Source organism: Streptomyces sp. bgisy027 (genome assembly GCF_057710365.1).
This window is the reverse complement of sequence record NZ_JBYIVZ010000006.1, coordinates 270,071-287,108: the sequence shown is the minus strand read 5'-3', so window position 1 is coordinate 287,108 and position 17,038 is coordinate 270,071. Positions and strand designations below refer to the sequence as shown.

Below are 17,038 nucleotides of genomic sequence, written 5' to 3'. Positions count from 1 at the left end.
GGCCTGGTGCGGAAGTGGCGCCTGCCGGGCGACGCCCGGCACGTCCTCCGGCCGCACCGCCCGAAAGCCCGAGTACGCCCGGTACGAGGGCTTCCGGGCGGCACGCCGAGAGGACGCACCGAACGCCGCGCGGCCGCCCTTCGGGCGGCGACGCCACTTTCGCACCAGGCCCTGGTCGCGGCGCACGCACACCTGCGGCCGGCGGTCGAGGCCGTTCCGGCTCGTGGGCCTTCAGCCCGTCCGGCGTTTGCGGACGAGGCCGGTTCAGGGCCGAAGCGGGGGTCCTGGGGCGGCAGCCCCCTGGGGGTCCCCCTGCTCGGGGCGAGGACACATCACCGCGCGCCCGTCGAGTCCAGTTCGTCGGCGAGGGTGTTGACCGGCTGGGGCGTGCCCGTGAGGTCCAGGACGAAGAGGGGGACGCCGAGGCTGTCGGCGCGGGCCCGGGCGTCGGGGGCGTAGCCGGACAGGGAGAAGTAGACGCAGGCCGCCGACTCCGTCATGGCGGTCAGCCACAGACACTCCACGTCCCGCAGTGAGGCCGGCCGTACGGTCGGGTCGACCTGGGCGAGCAGCCCGTGCGCGGCGATGCCGATGCCCGACGTGGGGCGCTGGTCGGCGCGGCGGATGTCCCGGTAGCCGAGCCAGCGCAGATACACGGCGGCCGCGGTGACCGCGTCGCGGGCGGTGCGGATCGTGATGGGCTGGAAGGCACGGCGCGGGGCGGGCGCCTTCGGCGGCTCCGCCTCCTCGTCGTCCGCGCTCGCCCGTGCCACCGGCACCCGCAGCAGCGTGCCGCAGGAGCAGCCGAGCTCGGGACGGGGCCACTCGCCCTCGCGGCCGCAGGCAGCGCACCGGACGCTGATCCACTCGTCGTCCCAGGCCCGATGGGCGACCGCGGTCGCGGTGCCGGCCGGGTCGAGCGGCGGCACCACAGGGGCCCCGCACTCGCAGGGATAGGCGGGTGCCGCGTACAGATGCTCGCGCCGGCAGGCCGGGCAGCGCACCGGCACGCTCTCGGACATGGCCCACTCCAGGACGACCTCGCATCGGGACAGCGCTCCCATCGTCCTCCAGGCGGCGCCCGGTTGTCCGGCTCTTGACGGTCTTCACCCGCACGCCTACATTGCTTCCAGATAGCAGAAAAGAGTTTCCGTAATACGGAAGTCGAGGGATTGTCCTTCGGAGTCCGCGAGCGGGAGCGACATCGTCACGGAATTGCTCACCGCGGGGCGCGACGGGAGTGCGAATCCGACAGCCGAAGCAGGAGTACTCAATGGCACGTATGACCGCTGCCCGAGCGGCAGTCGAGATCCTCAAGCGCGAGGGCGTCAGCAACGCGTTCGGCGTGCCGGGCGCGGCGATCAACCCCTTCTACGCAGCGCTCAAGGCCTCCGGCGGCATCCATCACACCCTCGCCCGCCATGTGGAGGGCGCCTCGCACATGGCGGAGGGCTACACCCGCACGCACCCGGGCAACATCGGCGTCTGCATCGGCACCTCCGGCCCGGCCGGCACCGACATGATCACCGGCCTGTACTCCGCGATCGGCGACTCCATCCCGATCCTGTGCATCACCGGCCAGGCCCCGACCGCCGTGATCCACAAAGAGGACTTCCAGGCCGTCGACATCGCGTCCATCGCCAAGCCGGTCACCAAGATGGCCGTGACCGTCCTGGAGGCCGCGCAGGTCCCCGGCGTCTTCCAGCAGGCGTTCCACCTGATGCGCTCCGGCCGCCCCGGTCCGGTCCTCATCGACCTGCCGATCGACGTCCAGCTCACCGAGATCGAGTTCGACCCCGAGACGTACGAGCCGCTGCCGGTCTACAAGCCGGCCGCGACCCGTGCCCAGGTCGAGAAGGCGATCGGGATGCTGAACGCGTCCGAGCGCCCGCTGATCGTCGCGGGCGGCGGCGTCATCAACGCCGACGCCGCCGAACTCCTCGTCGAGTTCGCCGAGTTGACCGGCACACCGGTCGTCCCGACCCTGATGGGCTGGGGCCTGCTCCCCGACGACCACGAGCTGAACGCCGGCATGGTGGGCCTGCAGACCTCGCACCGCTACGGCAACGCGACCTTCCTGGAGTCCGACTTCGTCCTCGGCATCGGCAACCGCTGGGCCAACCGCCACACCGGCAAGATCGACGTCTACACGGCCGGCCGCAAGTTCGTCCACGTCGACATCGAGCCCACCCAGATCGGCAAGATCTTCGCCCCGGACTACGGCATCGCGTCCGACGCGAAGGCCGCCCTGGAGCTGTTCGTCGAGGTGGCACGGGAGTTGAAGGCGGCCGGCCGGCTGCCCGACCGCTCCGCGTGGGCCGCCTCGGCGCAGGAGAGGAAGGCGACCCTCCAGCGCCGTACGCACTTCGACGACATCCCGATCAAGCCGCAGCGCGTCTACGAGGAGATGAACAAGGCCTTCGGCCCCCAGACCCGGTACGTCTCCACGATCGGCCTCTCGCAGATCGCCGGCGCTCAGATGCTGCACGTCTTCAAGCCGCGGCACTGGATCAACTGCGGCCAGGCGGGCCCCCTCGGCTGGACGATCCCGGCCGCGCTGGGCGTCGCCAAGGCCGACCCGGAGGCCCAGGTCGTCGCCCTGTCCGGCGACTACGACTTCCAGTTCATGATCGAGGAACTGGCGGTCGGCGCCCAGCACCGGATCCCGTACGTCCACGTCCTGGTGAACAACTCCTACCTGGGCCTGATCCGGCAGGCACAGCGGGCCTTCGAGATCGACTTCCAGGTCAACCTGGAGTTCGAGAACATCAACTCGCCCGAACTGGGCGTCTACGGCGTCGACCACGTCAAGGTCGCCGAGGGCCTCGGCTGCAAGGCGATCCGGGTGACCGACCCGGCCGACCTGGGCGCGGCCCTGGAGCAGGCCAAGAAGCTGGCTCAGGACTACCAGGTCCCGGTCGTCGTCGAGGCGATCCTGGAGCGCGTCACCAATATCTCCATGTCCACGACCAACGACATCAGCAACGTCGTCGAGTTCGAGGAGATCGCGACGGAGCCCGGCCACGCGCCGACCTCGATCAGGACGCTGAAGGTCTGACGGTCCGCTCGCAGAAGGGGCGGTCCAGCCGAAAGGCTGGACCGCCCCTTTTCCGTGCTCCCCCGCCGAGGCCCGCCGCCCCCGTGCCGGCGGGCCCCGTGTTGAGGACAATGTGCCCGCGTGCGGCGGTGGTTGAAGCCTCTTGAACAAGATTCAGAGCTTGATTTGAGGTTTGCCTTGGCCCGCTACGCCTCCTCGTGATGCTCGGACAGCCCCGGCCAGTCGTCGGGGCCGCCGCCCTGCCACTCGATGAAGTCGCTCTCCGAGATGTCCGTGACATACAGGTCGGCGAGCCGCAGGATCTCGCTCACGTCGTCCACGTGCGTGGCGATGCCCAGGGTCTCGTCGCCCTCGGTGACCCGCCGGGAGCCGTCCAGCGCCGGCGAGTGCACCACGACATGCGGATGCTCCGTTGGATGTGCCATGCCTTCAGCCTCCTGCGGATGCCGCCCCCGCGCACGCCGGAGAGCGCCGGGTACGGGACCGTCCGTACCCGGCGCTCTTGGGCCGGTGAGGCTTTCTTCGGTTGTGGCCGCCCGACGGTGCGAGGCTGGGCGCGACAGGACGTTCGCGCCGCCGGACGGGGCCTTGGGGCTCGGGACCGCGGCGGCAGCGACGGAACCGGGGCTCCTTCCCTCTGGTCGAAGAAGGAGGCCGGACCTTCACCACCGCACTGGCTCGCACGCCGCCGCGGTCCTCGCGTTGCCCGCGCCCCACGCCGGCGGCCACCCCTCATCCGGGTCGCTCGGCGTCGTGCGCGGGCGGTGCGTACGGCTCATGACCTCCCGTCAGGAGCCGGACGCAGTCTGGGGGTTCAGTCCTCGCGCAGGGCGCGGACCGCCTCCTCCACGCGCTTGCCGTACTCGGGGTCGGCGGCGTGGAAGTGGGCCAGGTTCCTCTCGATCACATCGTCGCGGGAGACCTGGGACAGGCCACCGGCGATGTTCGCGACCAGACGGGACCTCTCCTCGGCGGACATCAGCCGGTACAGCTCGCCGGCCTGGAAGAAGGCGTCGTCCTTGGTGTGCAGCGGGGCCTCGTGGGTGCCGGTCCAGCCGGTCACCGCCAGCGGCGCCGACAGCGGGCGGCCGGTCTCCACCGGGCCGTCGTAGGAGTTCGGCTCGTAGTTCTTCGCCCCGCGGCCCTGGGAGTTGGCCGCCATGAGGCCGTCGCGGCCGTAGTTCTGCGCGGTCGTCGCCCTCGGGGCGTTCACCGCGAGCTGGGTGTGGTTGACGCCCAGGCGGTAGCGGTGGGCGTCCGCGTAGGCGAAGAGGCGGCCCTGGAGCATCTTGTCCGGGGAGGGGCCGATGCCGGGGACGAAGTTGTTCGGGGAGAACGCGGCCTGTTCGACCTCCGCGAAGACGTTGTCCGGGTTGCGGTCGAGGACCAGCCGGCCCACGCGCTGCAGCGGGTAGTCCTTGTGCGGCCAGACCTTGGTCAGGTCGAACGGGTTGAAGCGGTAGTCGGCCGCCTCGGCCGCCGGCATGAGCTGGACGTACAGGGTCCAGGACGGGTGCACGCCCCGCTCGATGGCCTGGAGCAGGTCCGTCTGGTGCGAATTGGGGTCCTTGCCCGCGAGCTCGGCGGCCTGCTCGCTGCTCAGGCAGCGGATGCCCTGGTTGGTCTTGAAGTGGTACTTGACGAAGAAGGCCTCGCCGTCGGCGTTCGTCCACTGGTAGGTGTGCGAGCCGTAGCCGTTCATGTGGCGGTACGATGCCGGGATGCCGCGGTCGCCCATCAGCCAGGTCACCTGGTGCGTGGCCTCGGGGGCGTGCGCCCAGAAGTCCCAGACGTTGTCCGGCTCCTGCTTGCCGGTGAACGGGTCGCGCTTCTGCGAGTGGATGAAGTCGGGGAACTTCACCGGGTCCTTGATGAAGAACACCGGCGTGTTGTTCCCCACGAGGTCGTAATTGCCCTCGGCCGTATAGAACTTGAGGGCGAAGCCGCGCGGGTCGCGGACCGCGTCCGCGCCGCCGAGGCTGTCGGCGACCGTCGAGAAGCGCAGGAACACCTCGGTGCGCCTGCCCACCTCGCTCAGGAAGTCGGCGTGGGTGAAGCCGGTGACGTCGTCGGTCACCTCGAAATGGCCGTAGGCGCCGGAGCCGCGGGCGTGCACCACACGCTCCGGGATGCGCTCGCGGTTGAAGCGCGCCAGCTTCTCCAGCAGGTGCTGGTCCTGGAGCAGGAGCGGGCCGCCGACGCCGGCGGATGCTGAGTTCTGGTTGTCGGCGACCGGGGCGCCGGACTCGGTCGTGAGCACGCGCTTCGACATCGTGGACCTTCCGTACGAGAGTCAGCGGAGGCTTCGGAAAGGGACTTCCGCTTCGTGGAGCCTAGGTTTGGGGCGATCTGTACGTCAACAGTTTGTTGAAGTGGGTTCCGGGCGGCGCCGACGCCTGGGCGCGACAGGACAGGTGTCAGCGGCGGCGCCGCCCGGAAGTCTCTAGAGCTGCGCGCCGGAGAGGCGCTCCACGGCGCGCAGCAGGGCCGAGTGGTCCAGGCCCCCGTCGCCCTGGGCACGCAGGGACGCGACCAGCTGGGCGACCACGGCGCCGACCGGAAGTGCGGCACCGACGTTGCGGGCGGCGTCCGTGACGATGCCCATGTCCTTGTGGTGCAGGTCGATCCGGAAGCCCGGCTTGAAGTCCCGGTTCAGGAAGTTGTCCTTCTTCCGCGTCAGCACGGTCGACCCCGCCAGGCCGCCGTTGAGGACGTCCAGGGCCGCCTGGAGATCCACGCCGGACTTCTCCAGGAAGACCACGGCCTCGGCGCACGCCTGGATGTTCACGGCGACGATCAGCTGGTTGGCCGCCTTCACGGTCTGACCCGAGCCGTGCGGACCGCACAGCACGATCGTCTTGCCGAGGGCGTCGAAGATCGGCTTGGCCTGGTCGAAGTCGGTCTGCTCGCCACCGACCATGATCGACAGCACGGCCTCGACGGCGCCGGCCTCGCCGCCGGAGACGGGGGCGTCCAGCACGCGGATGCCCTTGTCCTTCGCGGCCTTCGCCAGGTCGACCGAGGTCTGCGGGGTGATCGAGGACATGTCGATCAGCAGCGCGCCGGACCTCGCGTTCTCCAGGATGCCTTCGGGGCCGTAGGCGATGGCCTCGACCTGCGGGGAGGCCGGGACCATCGTGATGACGACGTCGGCGTCCCGCACGGCCTCGGCGATCGAGCCGGCGGCGGTGCCGCCCGCCGCGGTGAGGCGATCCAGCTTGTCCTGCTCCAGCGTGAAGCCGGTGACCTGGTAACCCGCCTTGATCAGGTTCTCGGACATGGGGGAGCCCATGATGCCGAGGCCGATCCAGGCGATGTTGGGGAGGGTGCTCATGATGGGGGTACCTCTCTGAACTGCTGTGGTACGTCAACGAATTGGCGCCGGTCGGCGACAGTCGGCCTGTCCGGCGTTTGAGGACGAGGCCCCTTCGGGGCCGAAGCGGGGGTCTGGGGGCGGCGGCCCCCAGGGGCGGTGCCGTCAGCGGGCGGTGCCGTCAGCGGGCGGCGCGCTGCTCGACCGGCAGCCAGCCGAAGGCTTCCCCGCTCGGGCGGTCGCCGGGCTTGTACTCCAGGCCCACCCAGCCCTCGTATCCCGCCTTCGTCAGCCGGCCGAGCAGTTCCTCCAGCGGCAGCGTCCCCGTGCCCGGAGCGCCGCGGCCCGGGTTGTCGGCGATCTGGACGTGACCGGTCTTCGCCGCGAACTGCTCGATCACCGCCGGCAGGTCCTCGCCGTTCATGGACAGGTGGTAGAGGTCCATGAGGAAACGGGCGTTGCCCAGGCCGGTGGCCTCGTTGACCCGGTCGACGACGCTCACCGCGGCCGGTGCGCTCACCAGCGGGTACAGCGGCGACTCGGGCTGGTTCAGCGCCTCGATCAGCAGGATCGCGCCGATCCGGTCGGCGGCCCGGGCCGCGAGGGCGAGGTTCTCCAGCGCGAGCGCGTCCTGCTCGGCCGGGTCCACCCCCTCGACGCGGTTGCCGTACAGGGCGTTGAGCGCCGTGCAGCCGAGCGAGGCCGCGAAGTCGGCCGCCACGTCGATGTTGGCGCGGAACCTCTCCGACTCCTCGCCCGGGACCGACAGGGCGCCGCGGTCCGGTCCGGGCAGCTGCCCTGCGTAGAAGTTCAGGCCGGTGAGCCGGACGCCCGCGTCCTCGATCGCCTTCTTCAGGGCGTCGAGCTCGGCGCGCTCGGGGGTGGGGGAGTCGACCCAGGGCCACCACAGCTCGACCGCGGTGAAGCCCGCCGCGGCGGCGGCCGCGGGGCGCTCCAGGAGCGGGAGTTCCGTGAAGAGGATCGACAGGTTGACGTTGAAGCGCTGCTCTGCGAATCCCATGGGGGTCGGCGCTCCCTTCCGTGTCGAGATTCCGTATTGCGGAAGTTCGTTTCTGCTTAATGGAAGATTGCCGTTCGCGGCCGTGCCTTGTCAAGAGGAGGGCCAGGCAAAAACGCCGACGCCGGGCAGTGAGCGGGGGTGTACGGTCGGCTCTGACCTGCTGTGACTTCTCCCACCCGCCCTTGCCCGGGCGGGGAAGGCTTACCTACGTTCGGTCGTATGTCCTCCCACGGCCCCGCACCCGTCGAGTTCTCCGTCGACCTGAGCGCGCACGAGATGCTCCGGCGGGCCCACGTACTGGACGCCCTCGGCCCCGACTGGGACCCCCTCGCCGCCCTGCGCGGTGAGGAAGAGGCGTACGAGCTGCTGTACTCCGGCCTCGACGCGGACCAGCAGCGCGTCTACGACGAGCTGGTCGCGGCCGGCGTGCTCCCGCCGCGAGGAGGCGGGCATGCTGCCCCGTGACCCGCAGGCGGACATCGGGCGCCGCGCCTGGGTGGCCTGCCCGAACTGCGACGACCGCCGCGGCTGCGGCGACTGCGAGGAGCAGCGCACCTGCTCGCGGCACTGGCGCTATCTGCTCTCCAACACCGGCAGCCTGCTGCACCTGCAGTGCCGGTCGTGCACCCACGTCTTCACCCACGAGACCGGGTTCGGCCGGACGCGCTCCCTGTGGCAGCGCATGACCCGCGCCTGGTGACACCGGCCGGCGCCTCGGCCCGTACCTGGCGCATGACCCGCGCCCAGGCCGCATCGGCCGGCGACCCGCCCCGCGCGTTCGGACGATGCCACCGTCTGTCATTCGGATGACCCCACCGTCTGTCACCGCGGACCGCACGCCGGCGTGACCGAGGATCGCGGTCGGCGGTCACTCCCGGCCGCCGGTCGTCCGCCCGGAGGCAGCCGTGCAGATCCTGCTCGTCGCCAGCGCGTTCAACAGCCTCACCCAGCGCGTCCACGCCGAGCTGCGCGACCGCGGCCACCACGTGGCGGTGGAACTCGCCCTGCCGGACCGCTCCCTCGCTGAAGCCGTACGGCGCCACGCCCCGCAGCTCGTCGTGGCGCCGATGCTGAGGACGGCCATCCCCGAGGAGGTGTGGTCGGCCCACACCTGTCTGATCGTCCACCCCGGGCCCCTCGGCGACCGCGGGCCGTCCTCCCTGGACTGGGCGATCCACGAGGGCGCCGAGCACTGGGGCGTCACGGTCCTTCAGGCCGCCGCCGAGATGGACGCGGGCGACGTGTGGGCCTCGGTGCCGTGCCGGGTCCCTCCGGTGGCCAAGAGCGACCTGTACCGGGGCGAGGTCGCCGACGCGGCGCTGACCGCCGTACTCCTCGCCGTGGAGCGTTTCGCGGGCGGCACCCACGTCCCCGCTGCCCAGGACGAGGCGGGACTCGCGGGCGTGCCCGTGCGGGTCCGGCCGTACCTGGACCAGAGCGTCCGGCGCATCGACTGGGCCGCCGACTCCACCGAGACCGTCGTGCGCAAGCTGCGGGCGGCCGACTCGCAGCCCGGCGTGCTGGACCTGCTGCCGGGCGGCGAGTGGTACCTGCACGGCGGCCACCCCGAGGGCACCCTGCGCGGCCGCCCCGGCGAACTCCTCGCCACCCGCGCCGGAGCGATCTGCCGTGCCACCGCGGACGGCGCCGTGTGGATCCCGGAACTGCGGCCCCGCCGCCTGCCAGGCCGGCCGCCCACCTTCAAGCTCCCCGCCGTGCGGGCCCTGGGCGACCGGCTGCCGCCCCTGCCGGAGCACGCGCCACCCGTGCTGCCCGACGCGCGCGAGCGCACCTGGACGGACATCCGCTACCGGGAGGACGGCGGCGCCGGCTTCCTGACGTTCTCCTTCCCGGGCGGCGCCATGAGCACCGAGCAGTGCCGGCGCCTCCTGCACGCCTACCGGGAGGCGTGCGCCCGCCCCACCTCGGTCCTTGTGCTGGGCGGCGAGCGGGACTTCTTCTCCAACGGGATCCATCTGGGTGTCATCGAGGCCGCCGCCGACCCCGCCGCCGAGTCCTGGGCGAACATCAACGCCATCGACGACCTCGTGGAGGCGGTCCTGACCACCACCGACCGGCTCGTCGTCGCGGCCGTCGCGGGCAACGCCGCCGCGGGCGGGGCGATGCTCGCCCTGGCGGCCGACGAGGTGTGGTGCCGCTCCGGCTCCGTGCTGAACCCGCACTACCGCCTGATGGGCCTGTACGGCTCCGAGTACTGGACCTGCACCCTGCCCCGCAGGGTGGGGCCGGCCCTGGCCGAACGGCTCATGCGGGAGGCGCTGCCCGTGAGCGCGGCGAGCGCCCTGCGCCTCGGACTGGCCGACCGGGTGATCGACTGCGGCCCCGGCGACTTCGCCCGGGAGACCGGCGCCCTGGCCGCACGCCTCGCGGCACTGCCGGCGACGGCCTCCCAGATCGCCGCGAAGAAGGCCGAGCTGGACCGCCGCGAGGCCACGACCCCGCTCGCCGGCTTCCGCGAACGGGAGCTGGCCCGCATGCGCCGGACCTTCGACGACCCGGACGCCCCGTACCACGCCCTGCGCCGCGCGTTCGTCCACAAGCGCCGGCCCCCGTGCACCCCGCCGCACCTCACCGCGCCCCCGGTTGCGTGAAGCGGCCCCACCACCAGTGCCGTCCGTGTCACACGAATGGCCCACGGTGTGTTTCACCCCGGCCGAACCGCTGATACCAAGAATCCGATGGACCGAAATGCGGTCCTTCATCCCTTACCTCCCTTGGAGGCGGTCCCATGACTGAGGCGACGCCGGAGACCGTCGGCGCTGCGGACACCACAGGTGCGCCCGCCGACGAGACACCCACGATCCATGTCCTGTGGATCAACGCGGGCCTGAGCTGCGACGGTGACTCGGTCGCGCTGACGGCGGCCATGCAGCCGAGCATCGAGGAGATCGTCCTCGGCGTCCTGCCGGGGCTGCCGAAGATCCAGGTGCACTGGCCGCTCATCGACTTCGAGTGCGGCCCGGTCGGCGGCGCCGACACCTTCATCGAGTGGTTCTTCAAGGGCGAGCGCGGCGAGATCGACCCGTTCGTGCTGGTCGTCGAGGGGTCCATCCCCAACGAGGCGATCAAGCCCGAGGGCTACTGGTGCGGCTTCGGCGACGACCCCGAGACCGGCCAGCCGATCACCACCAGCGAGTGGATCGACCGGCTCGCCCCGAAGGCCCTGGCCGTGGTCGCCATCGGCACCTGCGCCACGTACGGCGGCATCCACGCGATGGCCGGCAACCCGACCGGTGCCATGGGTGTCCCCGACTACCTCGGCTGGGACTGGAAGTCCCAGGCAGGCATCCCCATCGTGTGTGTCCCCGGCTGCCCGATCCAGCCCGACAACTTCGCCGAGACGCTGACCTACCTGCTCTACCAGGCGACCGGCGCCGCCCCGATGATCCCGCTGGACGACAAGCTGCGTCCGACCTGGCTGTTCGGCGCCACCGTGCACGAGGGCTGCGACCGGGCGGGCTACTACGAGCAGGGCGAGTTCGCGGAGTCGTACGACTCCCCGAAGTGCCTGGTCAAGATCGGCTGCTGGGGCCCGGTGGTGAAGTGCAACGTGCCCAAGCGCGGCTGGATGAACGGTGTCGGCGGCTGCCCGAACGTCGGCGGCATCTGCATCGCCTGCACCATGCCCGGATTCCCCGACAAGTTCATGCCGTTCATGGACGAACCCCCCGGCGCCAAGCTGTCCGTATCGGGCAGTTCCGTCTACGGCGCCGTGGTCCGCAAGCTGCGGCAGGTCACCGGCAAGACGGTGGACAAGGAGCCCAAGTGGCGCCGTACCGGAGAGAAGATCACCACCGGCTACCGGCCGCCGTGGTGACGCTCCGTCACCCCTGATCCGCCCCTGCTTCGTGCACCCCCCCCCGCACCCAACCCGAACCTCCCGCGCAACGAAGGGCACGGCAAACGACGATGGCAGCGAAGACGAAGGCGGCCGGCGACGGCAGCGGCCTGGTGGAGATGTCCTGGGATCCCATCACCCGGATCGTGGGCAGCCTGGGCATCCACACGAAGATCGACTTCAAGCAGAAGCGGGTCGCCGAGTGCTACAGCACCTCGTCCGTCTTCCGCGGCTACAGCGTCTTCATGCGCGGCAAGGACCCCCGCGACGCCCACTTCATCACCAGCCGCATCTGCGGCATCTGCGGCGACAACCACGCCACCTGCTCGGTGTACGCGCAGAACATGGCGTACGGCGTGAAGCCCCCGCACCTCGGTGAGTGGATCATCAACCTCGGCGAGTCCGCGGAGTACATGTTCGACCACAACATCTTCCAGGAGAACCTGGTCGGGGTCGACTACTGCGAGAAGATGGTCCGGGAGACCAACCCCGGCGTCCTCGAACTCGCCGAGCGCACCGAGGCCCCGCACGCGGCCGAGCACGGCTATCGCACCATCGCCGACATCATGCGCTCGCTGAACCCGCTGGAGGGCGAGTTCTACCGGGAGGCCCTCCAGGTCAGCCGCTACACCAGGGAGATGTTCTGCCTGATGGAGGGGCGCCATGTGCACCCCTCCACGCTCTACCCGGGCGGCGTCGGCACGGTCGCCTCCGTACAGCTCTTCACCGACTACATGAGCCGCCTCATGCGGTACGTGGAGTTCATGAAGCGGGTCGTGCCCCTGCACGACGACCTGTTCGACTTCTTCTACGAGGCCCTCCCCGGCTACGAGGAGGTCGGCCGCCGCCGCGTCCTGCTCGGCTGCTGGGGCGCGCTCAACGACCCCGAGTACTGCGACTTCACCTACGCCAACATGACGGACTGGGGCCGGCGGATGTTCGTCACGCCCGGTGTCGTCGTCGACGGCAAGCTGGTCACCAACGACCTCACCGAGATCAACCTCGGCATCCGCATCCTGCTCGGCAGCTCCTACTACGAGGACTGGCAGGGCCAGGAGCAGTTCGTCACCCACGACCCGCTCGGCAACCCGGTCGACCCGCGCCACCCGTGGAACCAGCACACCATCCCCGCCCCGCAGAAGCGCGACTTCGACGACAAGTACAGCTGGGTGATGTCCCCGCGCTGGTTCGACGGCAAGGACCACCTCGCCCTCGACACCGGCGGCGGCCCCATCGCCCGCCTGTGGTCCACCGCCCTGTCCGGGCTCGTCGACATCGGGTACGTCAAGGCCACCGGCCACAGCGTGGTCATCAACCTGCCGCGCACGATGACCAAGCCGGAGACCACCTTCGAGTGGAAGATCCCGCAGTGGTCCAACGCCCTGGAGCGCAACCGCGCCCGCACCTACTTCCAGGCGTACGCCGCCGCTGTCGCGCTGCACGCCGCCGAGAAGGGCCTGGAGGAGGTCCGCGCCGGACGCACCCAGACCTGGGAGAAGTTCGAAGTCCCGGACCAGGCCATCGGCTGCGGCTTCACGGAGGCCGTGCGCGGTGTGCTCTCGCACCACATGGTGATCCGCGACGGCAAGATCGCCAACTACCACCCGTACCCGCCCACCCCGTGGAACGCCAGCGTCCGTGACAGCTACGGCACCCCCGGCCCGTACGAGGACGCCGTGCAGAACACCCCGATCTTCGAGGAGAACTCCCCGGAGAACTTCAAGGGCATCGACATCATGCGCGCCGTCCGCAGCTTCGACCCCTGTCTGCCCTGCGGCGTCCACATGTACGTCGGCGGCGGCAAGACCGTGAAGAGCCTGCACGTCCCCACCGGCCTGAGCGGGCTGGGCGGATGAGCGCGACGACGACGGCGCGGCCGGCGAGCGCGGAGGAGACCGGCCGCCGCATCGAGGAGATCCTCGACCGGCTGAGCGCGAGCGGCGAGCCGGCCGGCGCCGCCGCGGCCGAGGAACTCGTCCGGTGCCTGATGGACTTCTACGGCTCCGGACTGGCCCGCGTCCTGCACCTGCTGTCGGCCGCCCCCGGCGATCCGCTGCCGCGGCTCCTCGGCGACGAACTCGTCGCGAGCCTGCTGGTCCTGCACGACCTGCACCCCGAGGACCGCGACACCCGCATCGGCCGGGCCCTGGACAGCGTGCGGCAGCACGACCTGGAGGTGGCCGGCCTCGACGAGCAGACCGGCACCCTGCGGTTGCGGGCGGCCGCGAGCGGCGGCTGCGGCTGTGGCTCCGGCAGCGGCGCCCGGGAGGCCGCCGAGGCGGCGCTCGCCTGCTTCGCGCCCGAGGTCAGGGCCGTCGAGGTGGAGTCGGCGCCCGCCCTGTTGCAGATCGGGACGAAGACCCGGTGACCGCGGCCACGGTCGGCCTGCGGCGGTTCCTGACCGAGCGTCCGCCGCAGCCCGAGCGATGCGAGCTGTGCGCGGTCGTGGTGCCCGAGGACCACCGCCACCTGGTCGACACCGAACGACGCGCCCTCGTCTGCGCCTGCGGCGCCTGCGCGCTGCTCATGCAGCAGCCGGGCGCCGCCGCGGGCCGCTTCCGCGCGGTCCCGGCCCGCTACCTCACCGACCCCGGGCACCGCCTCGACGAGCGGGCGTGGGAGGCGCTGCGGATCCCGGTCGGCGTCGTCTTCTTCTTCCGCAACGCGGCCCTCGGCCGGCTGGTCGCCCTCTACCCCAGCCCGGCCGGCGCCACCGAGAGCGAACTCGAACCGGCCGCCTTCGACGAGGTCCTCGGCGGCAGCCGGCTCGCAGCCCTCCTCGAACCCGACGTGGAGGCACTCCTGCTGCGCCGCGACGGCGACGCCTTCGAGTGCCACCTCGTCCCGATCGACGTCTGCTACGAACTCGTCGGCCGGATGCGGCTGTTGTGGCAGGGCTTCGACGGCGGTGCGGAGGCGCGGGCCGCGCTGGACGTCTTCTTCGAGGACGTCCGCAGTCGTGTCCGGCCCCTGGACGAGGCGGAGCGCACATGACCGAGTTCTCGTTCTCCTGTGTCGGTGTCCGTGCCGACCGCTACGCCGCCGGTCCCACTCTGGTCTTCCGGCTGCGGGTCACCGCCTCCGGTGATGTCCCCGTGCACGCCGTCGCCCTGCGCTGCCAGATGCGCATCGAGCCCGCCCGCCGCGGCTACGCGCCCGCCGAGGCCGACGGGCTCACCGATCTGTTCGGGGAGCGCGCCCGCTGGGGCAGCACCCTCCAGCCGGTGCAGTTCGCGCAGGTCCCGGTGATGGTCTCCGCGTTCACCGGCGAGACCGAGACCGACCTCGTCGTGCCCTGCACCTACGACATGGACATCGCCGCGACCCGCTACCTGGACGCCCTCACCGACGGCGAGGTCCCGCTGCTGATGCTGTTCTCCGGCACGGCGTTCACCGGCACCGGGGGCTTCCGTGTGGAGCCCGTCCCGTGGGACCGCGAGGCGTCCTTCAGGATGCCGGTCGCCACCTGGCGGGCGATGATCGAGCAGCACTTCCCCGGCTGCGGCTGGATCCGGCTGCCCGACGACACCATGAACGCCCTCCTCGCCTACCGCTCCCGGCACGCGCTGCCCTCCTGGGAGGCGACGCTGAAGGCCCTGCTCGCGGGCGCCGCCCCACCGGCGAGCGACCCGCTGCGCACCCTCACCGGCACCACCGGAAGGACCCGGCCTTGACCGCCCCCGCGTTCGCCCCCGAGACCGAGGAGCGCCTCGCCCTCGCCCGGCAGGTGGCCGACGCCGTGCTCTTCGAGGGCTACGTGCTCTACCCCTACCGTGCCTCGGCGGCCAAGAACCGGCTGCGCTGGCAGTTCGGCGTCCTGGTGCCGCCCGCCTGGGGCGCCGAGTGCGAGGAGCACGACTTCCAGCACACCGAGTGCCTGATGGAGCCGAGAGCGGAGGCGAGCCTCGCGGTCGAGGTCCGCTTCCTGCACGCCCGCCGCCGCACCGTGCAACGCGCCCTGCCCGGCGGCGGCTTCGAGACCGTGCCCGAACTCCACCTCGACGACCGGGTGCTGGTGCCCTGGGACGAAGGGGCCGAGGAGCGCGTCGAGTTGGTCGCACCGGTCGCACGACTGACCGGCGAAGGGATCGAGTTCCCCTTCCGCAAGCGCGCCGTCGAGGACACCGAGCCCGTCCTGGACACGACGGGCCGGACCGTCGGCCGGCTGGTCCGGCGCAGCGCCGAGGTCACCGGGGTGGTACGGCTCTCCGCGAGCGAACTCGACGGTCCCTACCGGGTGTCGCGGCTCACCGCCGTCGTCGAGAACACCACCGCCTGGACGCCGCCGCAGGGCCGTGCCGCGGACCGGGACGCGGCGCTGCCGCACTCCCTCGTGGCCACGCACCTCCTCATGGCCCTGAGCGCCGGCTCCTTCCTGTCGATGACCGATCCGCCCGAGTGGGCCAAGGGCGCGGTCGCAGCCTGCCGCAACCTGCACACCTGGCCCGTGCTCGCCGGTGAACCCGACCGTGCGGACCTCGTGCTGTCCTCGCCGATCATCCTGGAGGACCACCCGGCCATCGCCCCCGAGAGCCTGGGTGCCCTCTACGACGCCACCGAGATCGACGAGATCCTCGCCCTGCGCACCGCCGCCCTCACCGACGCGGAGAAACGCGAGGCCCGCGGCACCGACGCACGGGCCGCCGCCGTCATCGACCTCGCGGACTCCATGCCGGCCGAGGTACTGGAACGCCTGCACGGCGCGGTCCGCGGCCTGCGTCAGATCACCGGCGAGCCCGACGGCTTCCCCGACGAGTTCGGCGTGACCCGCCCCGAGACGCCCTGGTGGGACCCGGCGAGCGACGCGGGCTTCGACCCCGGGCAGGACCGGGTCATGGTCGACGGCCGGCCCGTCGGCAGGGGCAGCCGTGTCGAACTGCGCCCCGGCCTGCGGCACACCGACGCCCAGGACCTGTTCCTCCAGGGCCGCACCGCCACCGTCGAGGCGGTGCTGCACGATGTCGACGGCGCGGTGCACCTCGCGGTCACCGTCGACGGCGACCCCGGCGCCGACATCCGCCGGGAGCAGGGCCGCTATCTGTACTTCCAGCCGGACGAGGTCGTGGTGCCGGAGGGTCCCCGATGAAGCGCACCCTCGTGGCCGGCATCGGCAACGTCTTCCTCGGCGACGACGGCTTCGGCGTGGAGACGGCACGCCGGCTCACCGAACGGGAACTGCCGTCCCACGTCGAGGTCGCGGACATCGGAGTGCGCGGGGTGCACCTCGCCTACCAGCTCCTGGACGGCTACGACACCCTCGTCCTCGTCGACGCGACGGCGCGCGGCGAGGCCCCCGGCACGCTGTACGTCATCGAGCACGACGGCCCCCGGGAGGCAGGCGACGCCGTCCCCGCGATCGACGGCCACCGCATGACGCCCGACACCGTGCTCGCGCTGCTGGACACGCTCTGCGCCGGCACCGGCGGACAGCCACCGCGGCGCGTCCTGGTCGTCGGCTGCGAACCGGCCTCGACCGAGGAGGGCATGGGGCTCAGCCCGCAGGTGTCCGACGCCGTACCCCGGGCCGTGCGCCTGATCGAAGAGTTGCTGGCAGGCGGGATGCCGGTCCCCGTACGGACCACGACCGCCGAAGCTTCCACAGGAGGAGAGACGGGATGAAGAAGATCCTCGCCGCCGGGGCCGCAGGCGCCGCGCTGGCCGCCGCGGCCGCCGTCGCCACCCAGGTCCTGCCCGACCTGCGGCGCTACCTCCGGATCCGCCGGATGTGAACCCACCCCCACCGGGCGAGTGCCGGGTGCGCCGCCTTGCGTCGAACGGCGTACCCGG

General features: G+C 71.6%; 18 protein-coding genes. 12 read left to right on the top strand and 6 right to left on the bottom strand.

Going from position 1 to position 17,038, the window contains the following annotated elements; translation table 11 throughout:
* Both AC3ETA_RS09275 and AC3ETA_RS09270 read right to left on the bottom strand, forming a co-directional pair.
* A partial coding sequence (locus AC3ETA_RS09275) for a hypothetical protein (RefSeq protein ID WP_432192325.1) occupies nucleotides 1-186 on the bottom strand: 186 nt, incomplete at its 3' end.
* Between the two features lie 146 nt (nucleotides 187-332).
* Nucleotides 333-1,022, bottom strand: a complete 690-nt coding sequence (locus AC3ETA_RS09270; protein WP_432192324.1) for a hypothetical protein — start codon at nucleotides 1,020-1,022, stop codon at nucleotides 333-335.
* Nucleotides 1,023-1,273: 251 nt separating this feature from the next.
* On the opposite strand from AC3ETA_RS09270, the gene gcl reads away from it, so the two are divergent.
* The gene (gcl, locus tag AC3ETA_RS09265) at nucleotides 1,274-3,058 is read left to right on the top strand and encodes a glyoxylate carboligase (RefSeq protein WP_432192323.1); all 1,785 of its coding nucleotides are present in this window, start codon (nucleotides 1,274-1,276) and stop codon (nucleotides 3,056-3,058) included.
* Between the two features lie 185 nt (nucleotides 3,059-3,243).
* Here gcl and AC3ETA_RS09260 read toward each other — a convergent pair whose 3' ends face one another.
* From AC3ETA_RS09260 to AC3ETA_RS09245, 4 genes are all read right to left on the bottom strand, one after another.
* Nucleotides 3,244-3,483 carry a hypothetical protein gene (locus tag AC3ETA_RS09260; protein WP_432192322.1) on the bottom strand — a complete coding sequence of 80 codons (240 nt, stop codon included), beginning with the start codon at nucleotides 3,481-3,483 and terminating at the stop codon, nucleotides 3,244-3,246.
* A 389-nt stretch (nucleotides 3,484-3,872) separates the two neighbouring features.
* Complete coding sequence (locus tag AC3ETA_RS09255; protein WP_432192321.1) at nucleotides 3,873-5,330, bottom strand: catalase; 1,458 nt, start codon at nucleotides 5,328-5,330, stop codon at nucleotides 3,873-3,875.
* Nucleotides 5,331-5,501: 171 nt separating this feature from the next.
* Entirely contained in the window at nucleotides 5,502-6,392 is an 891-nt protein-coding gene (locus AC3ETA_RS09250) for a 2-hydroxy-3-oxopropionate reductase (RefSeq protein WP_432192320.1), read from the bottom strand.
* Between the two features lie 160 nt (nucleotides 6,393-6,552).
* Nucleotides 6,553-7,392, bottom strand: a complete 840-nt coding sequence (locus AC3ETA_RS09245; RefSeq protein ID WP_432192319.1) for a TIM barrel protein — start codon at nucleotides 7,390-7,392, stop codon at nucleotides 6,553-6,555.
* Nucleotides 7,393-7,611: 219 nt separating this feature from the next.
* Between AC3ETA_RS09245 and AC3ETA_RS09240 the strand changes: the two genes are divergently transcribed.
* The 11 genes from AC3ETA_RS09240 to AC3ETA_RS09190 all read left to right on the top strand — a co-directional run bounded on the left by AC3ETA_RS09240 (nucleotide 7,612) and on the right by AC3ETA_RS09190 (nucleotide 16,980).
* Nucleotides 7,612-7,857 carry a DUF6400 family protein gene (locus tag AC3ETA_RS09240; RefSeq protein ID WP_432192318.1) on the top strand — a complete coding sequence of 82 codons (246 nt, stop codon included), beginning with the start codon at nucleotides 7,612-7,614 and terminating at the stop codon, nucleotides 7,855-7,857.
* Entirely contained in the window at nucleotides 7,844-8,092 is a 249-nt protein-coding gene (locus AC3ETA_RS09235; protein ID WP_432192317.1) for a hypothetical protein, read from the top strand. The genes AC3ETA_RS09240 and AC3ETA_RS09235 overlap by 14 nt, the downstream gene beginning before the upstream one ends.
* 205 nt (nucleotides 8,093-8,297) lie before the next feature.
* Nucleotides 8,298-10,004, top strand: a complete 1,707-nt coding sequence (locus AC3ETA_RS09230) for an enoyl-CoA hydratase-related protein (protein ID WP_432192316.1) — start codon at nucleotides 8,298-8,300, stop codon at nucleotides 10,002-10,004.
* A 137-nt stretch (nucleotides 10,005-10,141) separates the two neighbouring features.
* Nucleotides 10,142-11,230 carry an NADH-quinone oxidoreductase subunit B family protein gene (locus AC3ETA_RS09225; protein WP_432192315.1) on the top strand — a complete coding sequence of 363 codons (1,089 nt, stop codon included), beginning with the start codon at nucleotides 10,142-10,144 and terminating at the stop codon, nucleotides 11,228-11,230.
* A 92-nt stretch (nucleotides 11,231-11,322) separates the two neighbouring features.
* A complete protein-coding gene (locus AC3ETA_RS09220) occupies nucleotides 11,323-13,107 on the top strand; it encodes a nickel-dependent hydrogenase large subunit (protein ID WP_432192314.1) in 1,785 nt (594 codons plus the stop codon).
* Nucleotides 13,104-13,619 (top strand): hypothetical protein, encoded by a 516-nt coding sequence (locus AC3ETA_RS09215; protein WP_432192313.1) that lies wholly within the window; start codon nucleotides 13,104-13,106, stop codon nucleotides 13,617-13,619. The genes AC3ETA_RS09220 and AC3ETA_RS09215 overlap by 4 nt, the downstream gene beginning before the upstream one ends.
* Nucleotides 13,616-14,245, top strand: coding sequence for a DUF5947 family protein (locus AC3ETA_RS09210; protein WP_432192312.1), 630 nt, complete (start codon nucleotides 13,616-13,618; stop codon nucleotides 14,243-14,245). The genes AC3ETA_RS09215 and AC3ETA_RS09210 overlap by 4 nt, the downstream gene beginning before the upstream one ends.
* Complete coding sequence (locus AC3ETA_RS09205) at nucleotides 14,242-14,925, top strand: DUF6084 family protein (protein ID WP_432192311.1); 684 nt, start codon at nucleotides 14,242-14,244, stop codon at nucleotides 14,923-14,925. The genes AC3ETA_RS09210 and AC3ETA_RS09205 overlap by 4 nt, the downstream gene beginning before the upstream one ends.
* Complete coding sequence (locus AC3ETA_RS09200; protein ID WP_432192310.1) at nucleotides 14,922-16,337, top strand: hypothetical protein; 1,416 nt, start codon at nucleotides 14,922-14,924, stop codon at nucleotides 16,335-16,337. Before AC3ETA_RS09205 ends, AC3ETA_RS09200 begins: the two co-directional genes overlap by 4 nt.
* On the top strand, nucleotides 16,334-16,870 hold the full coding sequence (locus tag AC3ETA_RS09195) for a hydrogenase maturation protease (protein WP_432192309.1): 537 nt from the start codon (nucleotides 16,334-16,336) through the stop codon (nucleotides 16,868-16,870). The genes AC3ETA_RS09200 and AC3ETA_RS09195 overlap by 4 nt, the downstream gene beginning before the upstream one ends.
* Nucleotides 16,867-16,980 carry a DUF6893 family small protein gene (locus AC3ETA_RS09190; RefSeq protein ID WP_373309792.1) on the top strand — a complete coding sequence of 38 codons (114 nt, stop codon included), beginning with the start codon at nucleotides 16,867-16,869 and terminating at the stop codon, nucleotides 16,978-16,980. Before AC3ETA_RS09195 ends, AC3ETA_RS09190 begins: the two co-directional genes overlap by 4 nt.
* The last annotated feature ends 58 nt before the right edge of the window (nucleotides 16,981-17,038 follow it).

Bases quoted from the DNA above. Each gene is read 5' to 3' on its own strand.
- AC3ETA_RS09270 (WP_432192324.1), bottom strand. From the start codon at position 1,022: ATGTCCGAGAGCGTGCCGGTGCGCTGCCCGGCCTGCCGGCGCGAGCAT.
- gcl (WP_432192323.1), top strand. From the start codon at position 1,274: ATGGCACGTATGACCGCTGCCCGAGCGGCAGTCGAGATCCTCAAGCGC.
- AC3ETA_RS09260 (WP_432192322.1), bottom strand. From the start codon at position 3,483: ATGGCACATCCAACGGAGCATCCGCATGTCGTGGTGCACTCGCCGGCG.
- AC3ETA_RS09255 (WP_432192321.1), bottom strand. From the start codon at position 5,330: ATGTCGAAGCGCGTGCTCACGACCGAGTCCGGCGCCCCGGTCGCCGAC.
- AC3ETA_RS09250 (WP_432192320.1), bottom strand. From the start codon at position 6,392: ATGAGCACCCTCCCCAACATCGCCTGGATCGGCCTCGGCATCATGGGC.
- AC3ETA_RS09245 (WP_432192319.1), bottom strand. From the start codon at position 7,392: ATGGGATTCGCAGAGCAGCGCTTCAACGTCAACCTGTCGATCCTCTTC.
- AC3ETA_RS09240 (WP_432192318.1), top strand. From the start codon at position 7,612: ATGTCCTCCCACGGCCCCGCACCCGTCGAGTTCTCCGTCGACCTGAGC.
- AC3ETA_RS09235 (WP_432192317.1), top strand. From the start codon at position 7,844: ATGCTGCCCCGTGACCCGCAGGCGGACATCGGGCGCCGCGCCTGGGTG.
- AC3ETA_RS09225 (WP_432192315.1), top strand. From the start codon at position 10,142: ATGACTGAGGCGACGCCGGAGACCGTCGGCGCTGCGGACACCACAGGT.
- AC3ETA_RS09220 (WP_432192314.1), top strand. From the start codon at position 11,323: ATGGCAGCGAAGACGAAGGCGGCCGGCGACGGCAGCGGCCTGGTGGAG.
- AC3ETA_RS09215 (WP_432192313.1), top strand. From the start codon at position 13,104: ATGAGCGCGACGACGACGGCGCGGCCGGCGAGCGCGGAGGAGACCGGC.
- AC3ETA_RS09205 (WP_432192311.1), top strand. From the start codon at position 14,242: ATGACCGAGTTCTCGTTCTCCTGTGTCGGTGTCCGTGCCGACCGCTAC.
- AC3ETA_RS09195 (WP_432192309.1), top strand. From the start codon at position 16,334: ATGAAGCGCACCCTCGTGGCCGGCATCGGCAACGTCTTCCTCGGCGAC.
- AC3ETA_RS09190 (WP_373309792.1), top strand. From the start codon at position 16,867: ATGAAGAAGATCCTCGCCGCCGGGGCCGCAGGCGCCGCGCTGGCCGCC.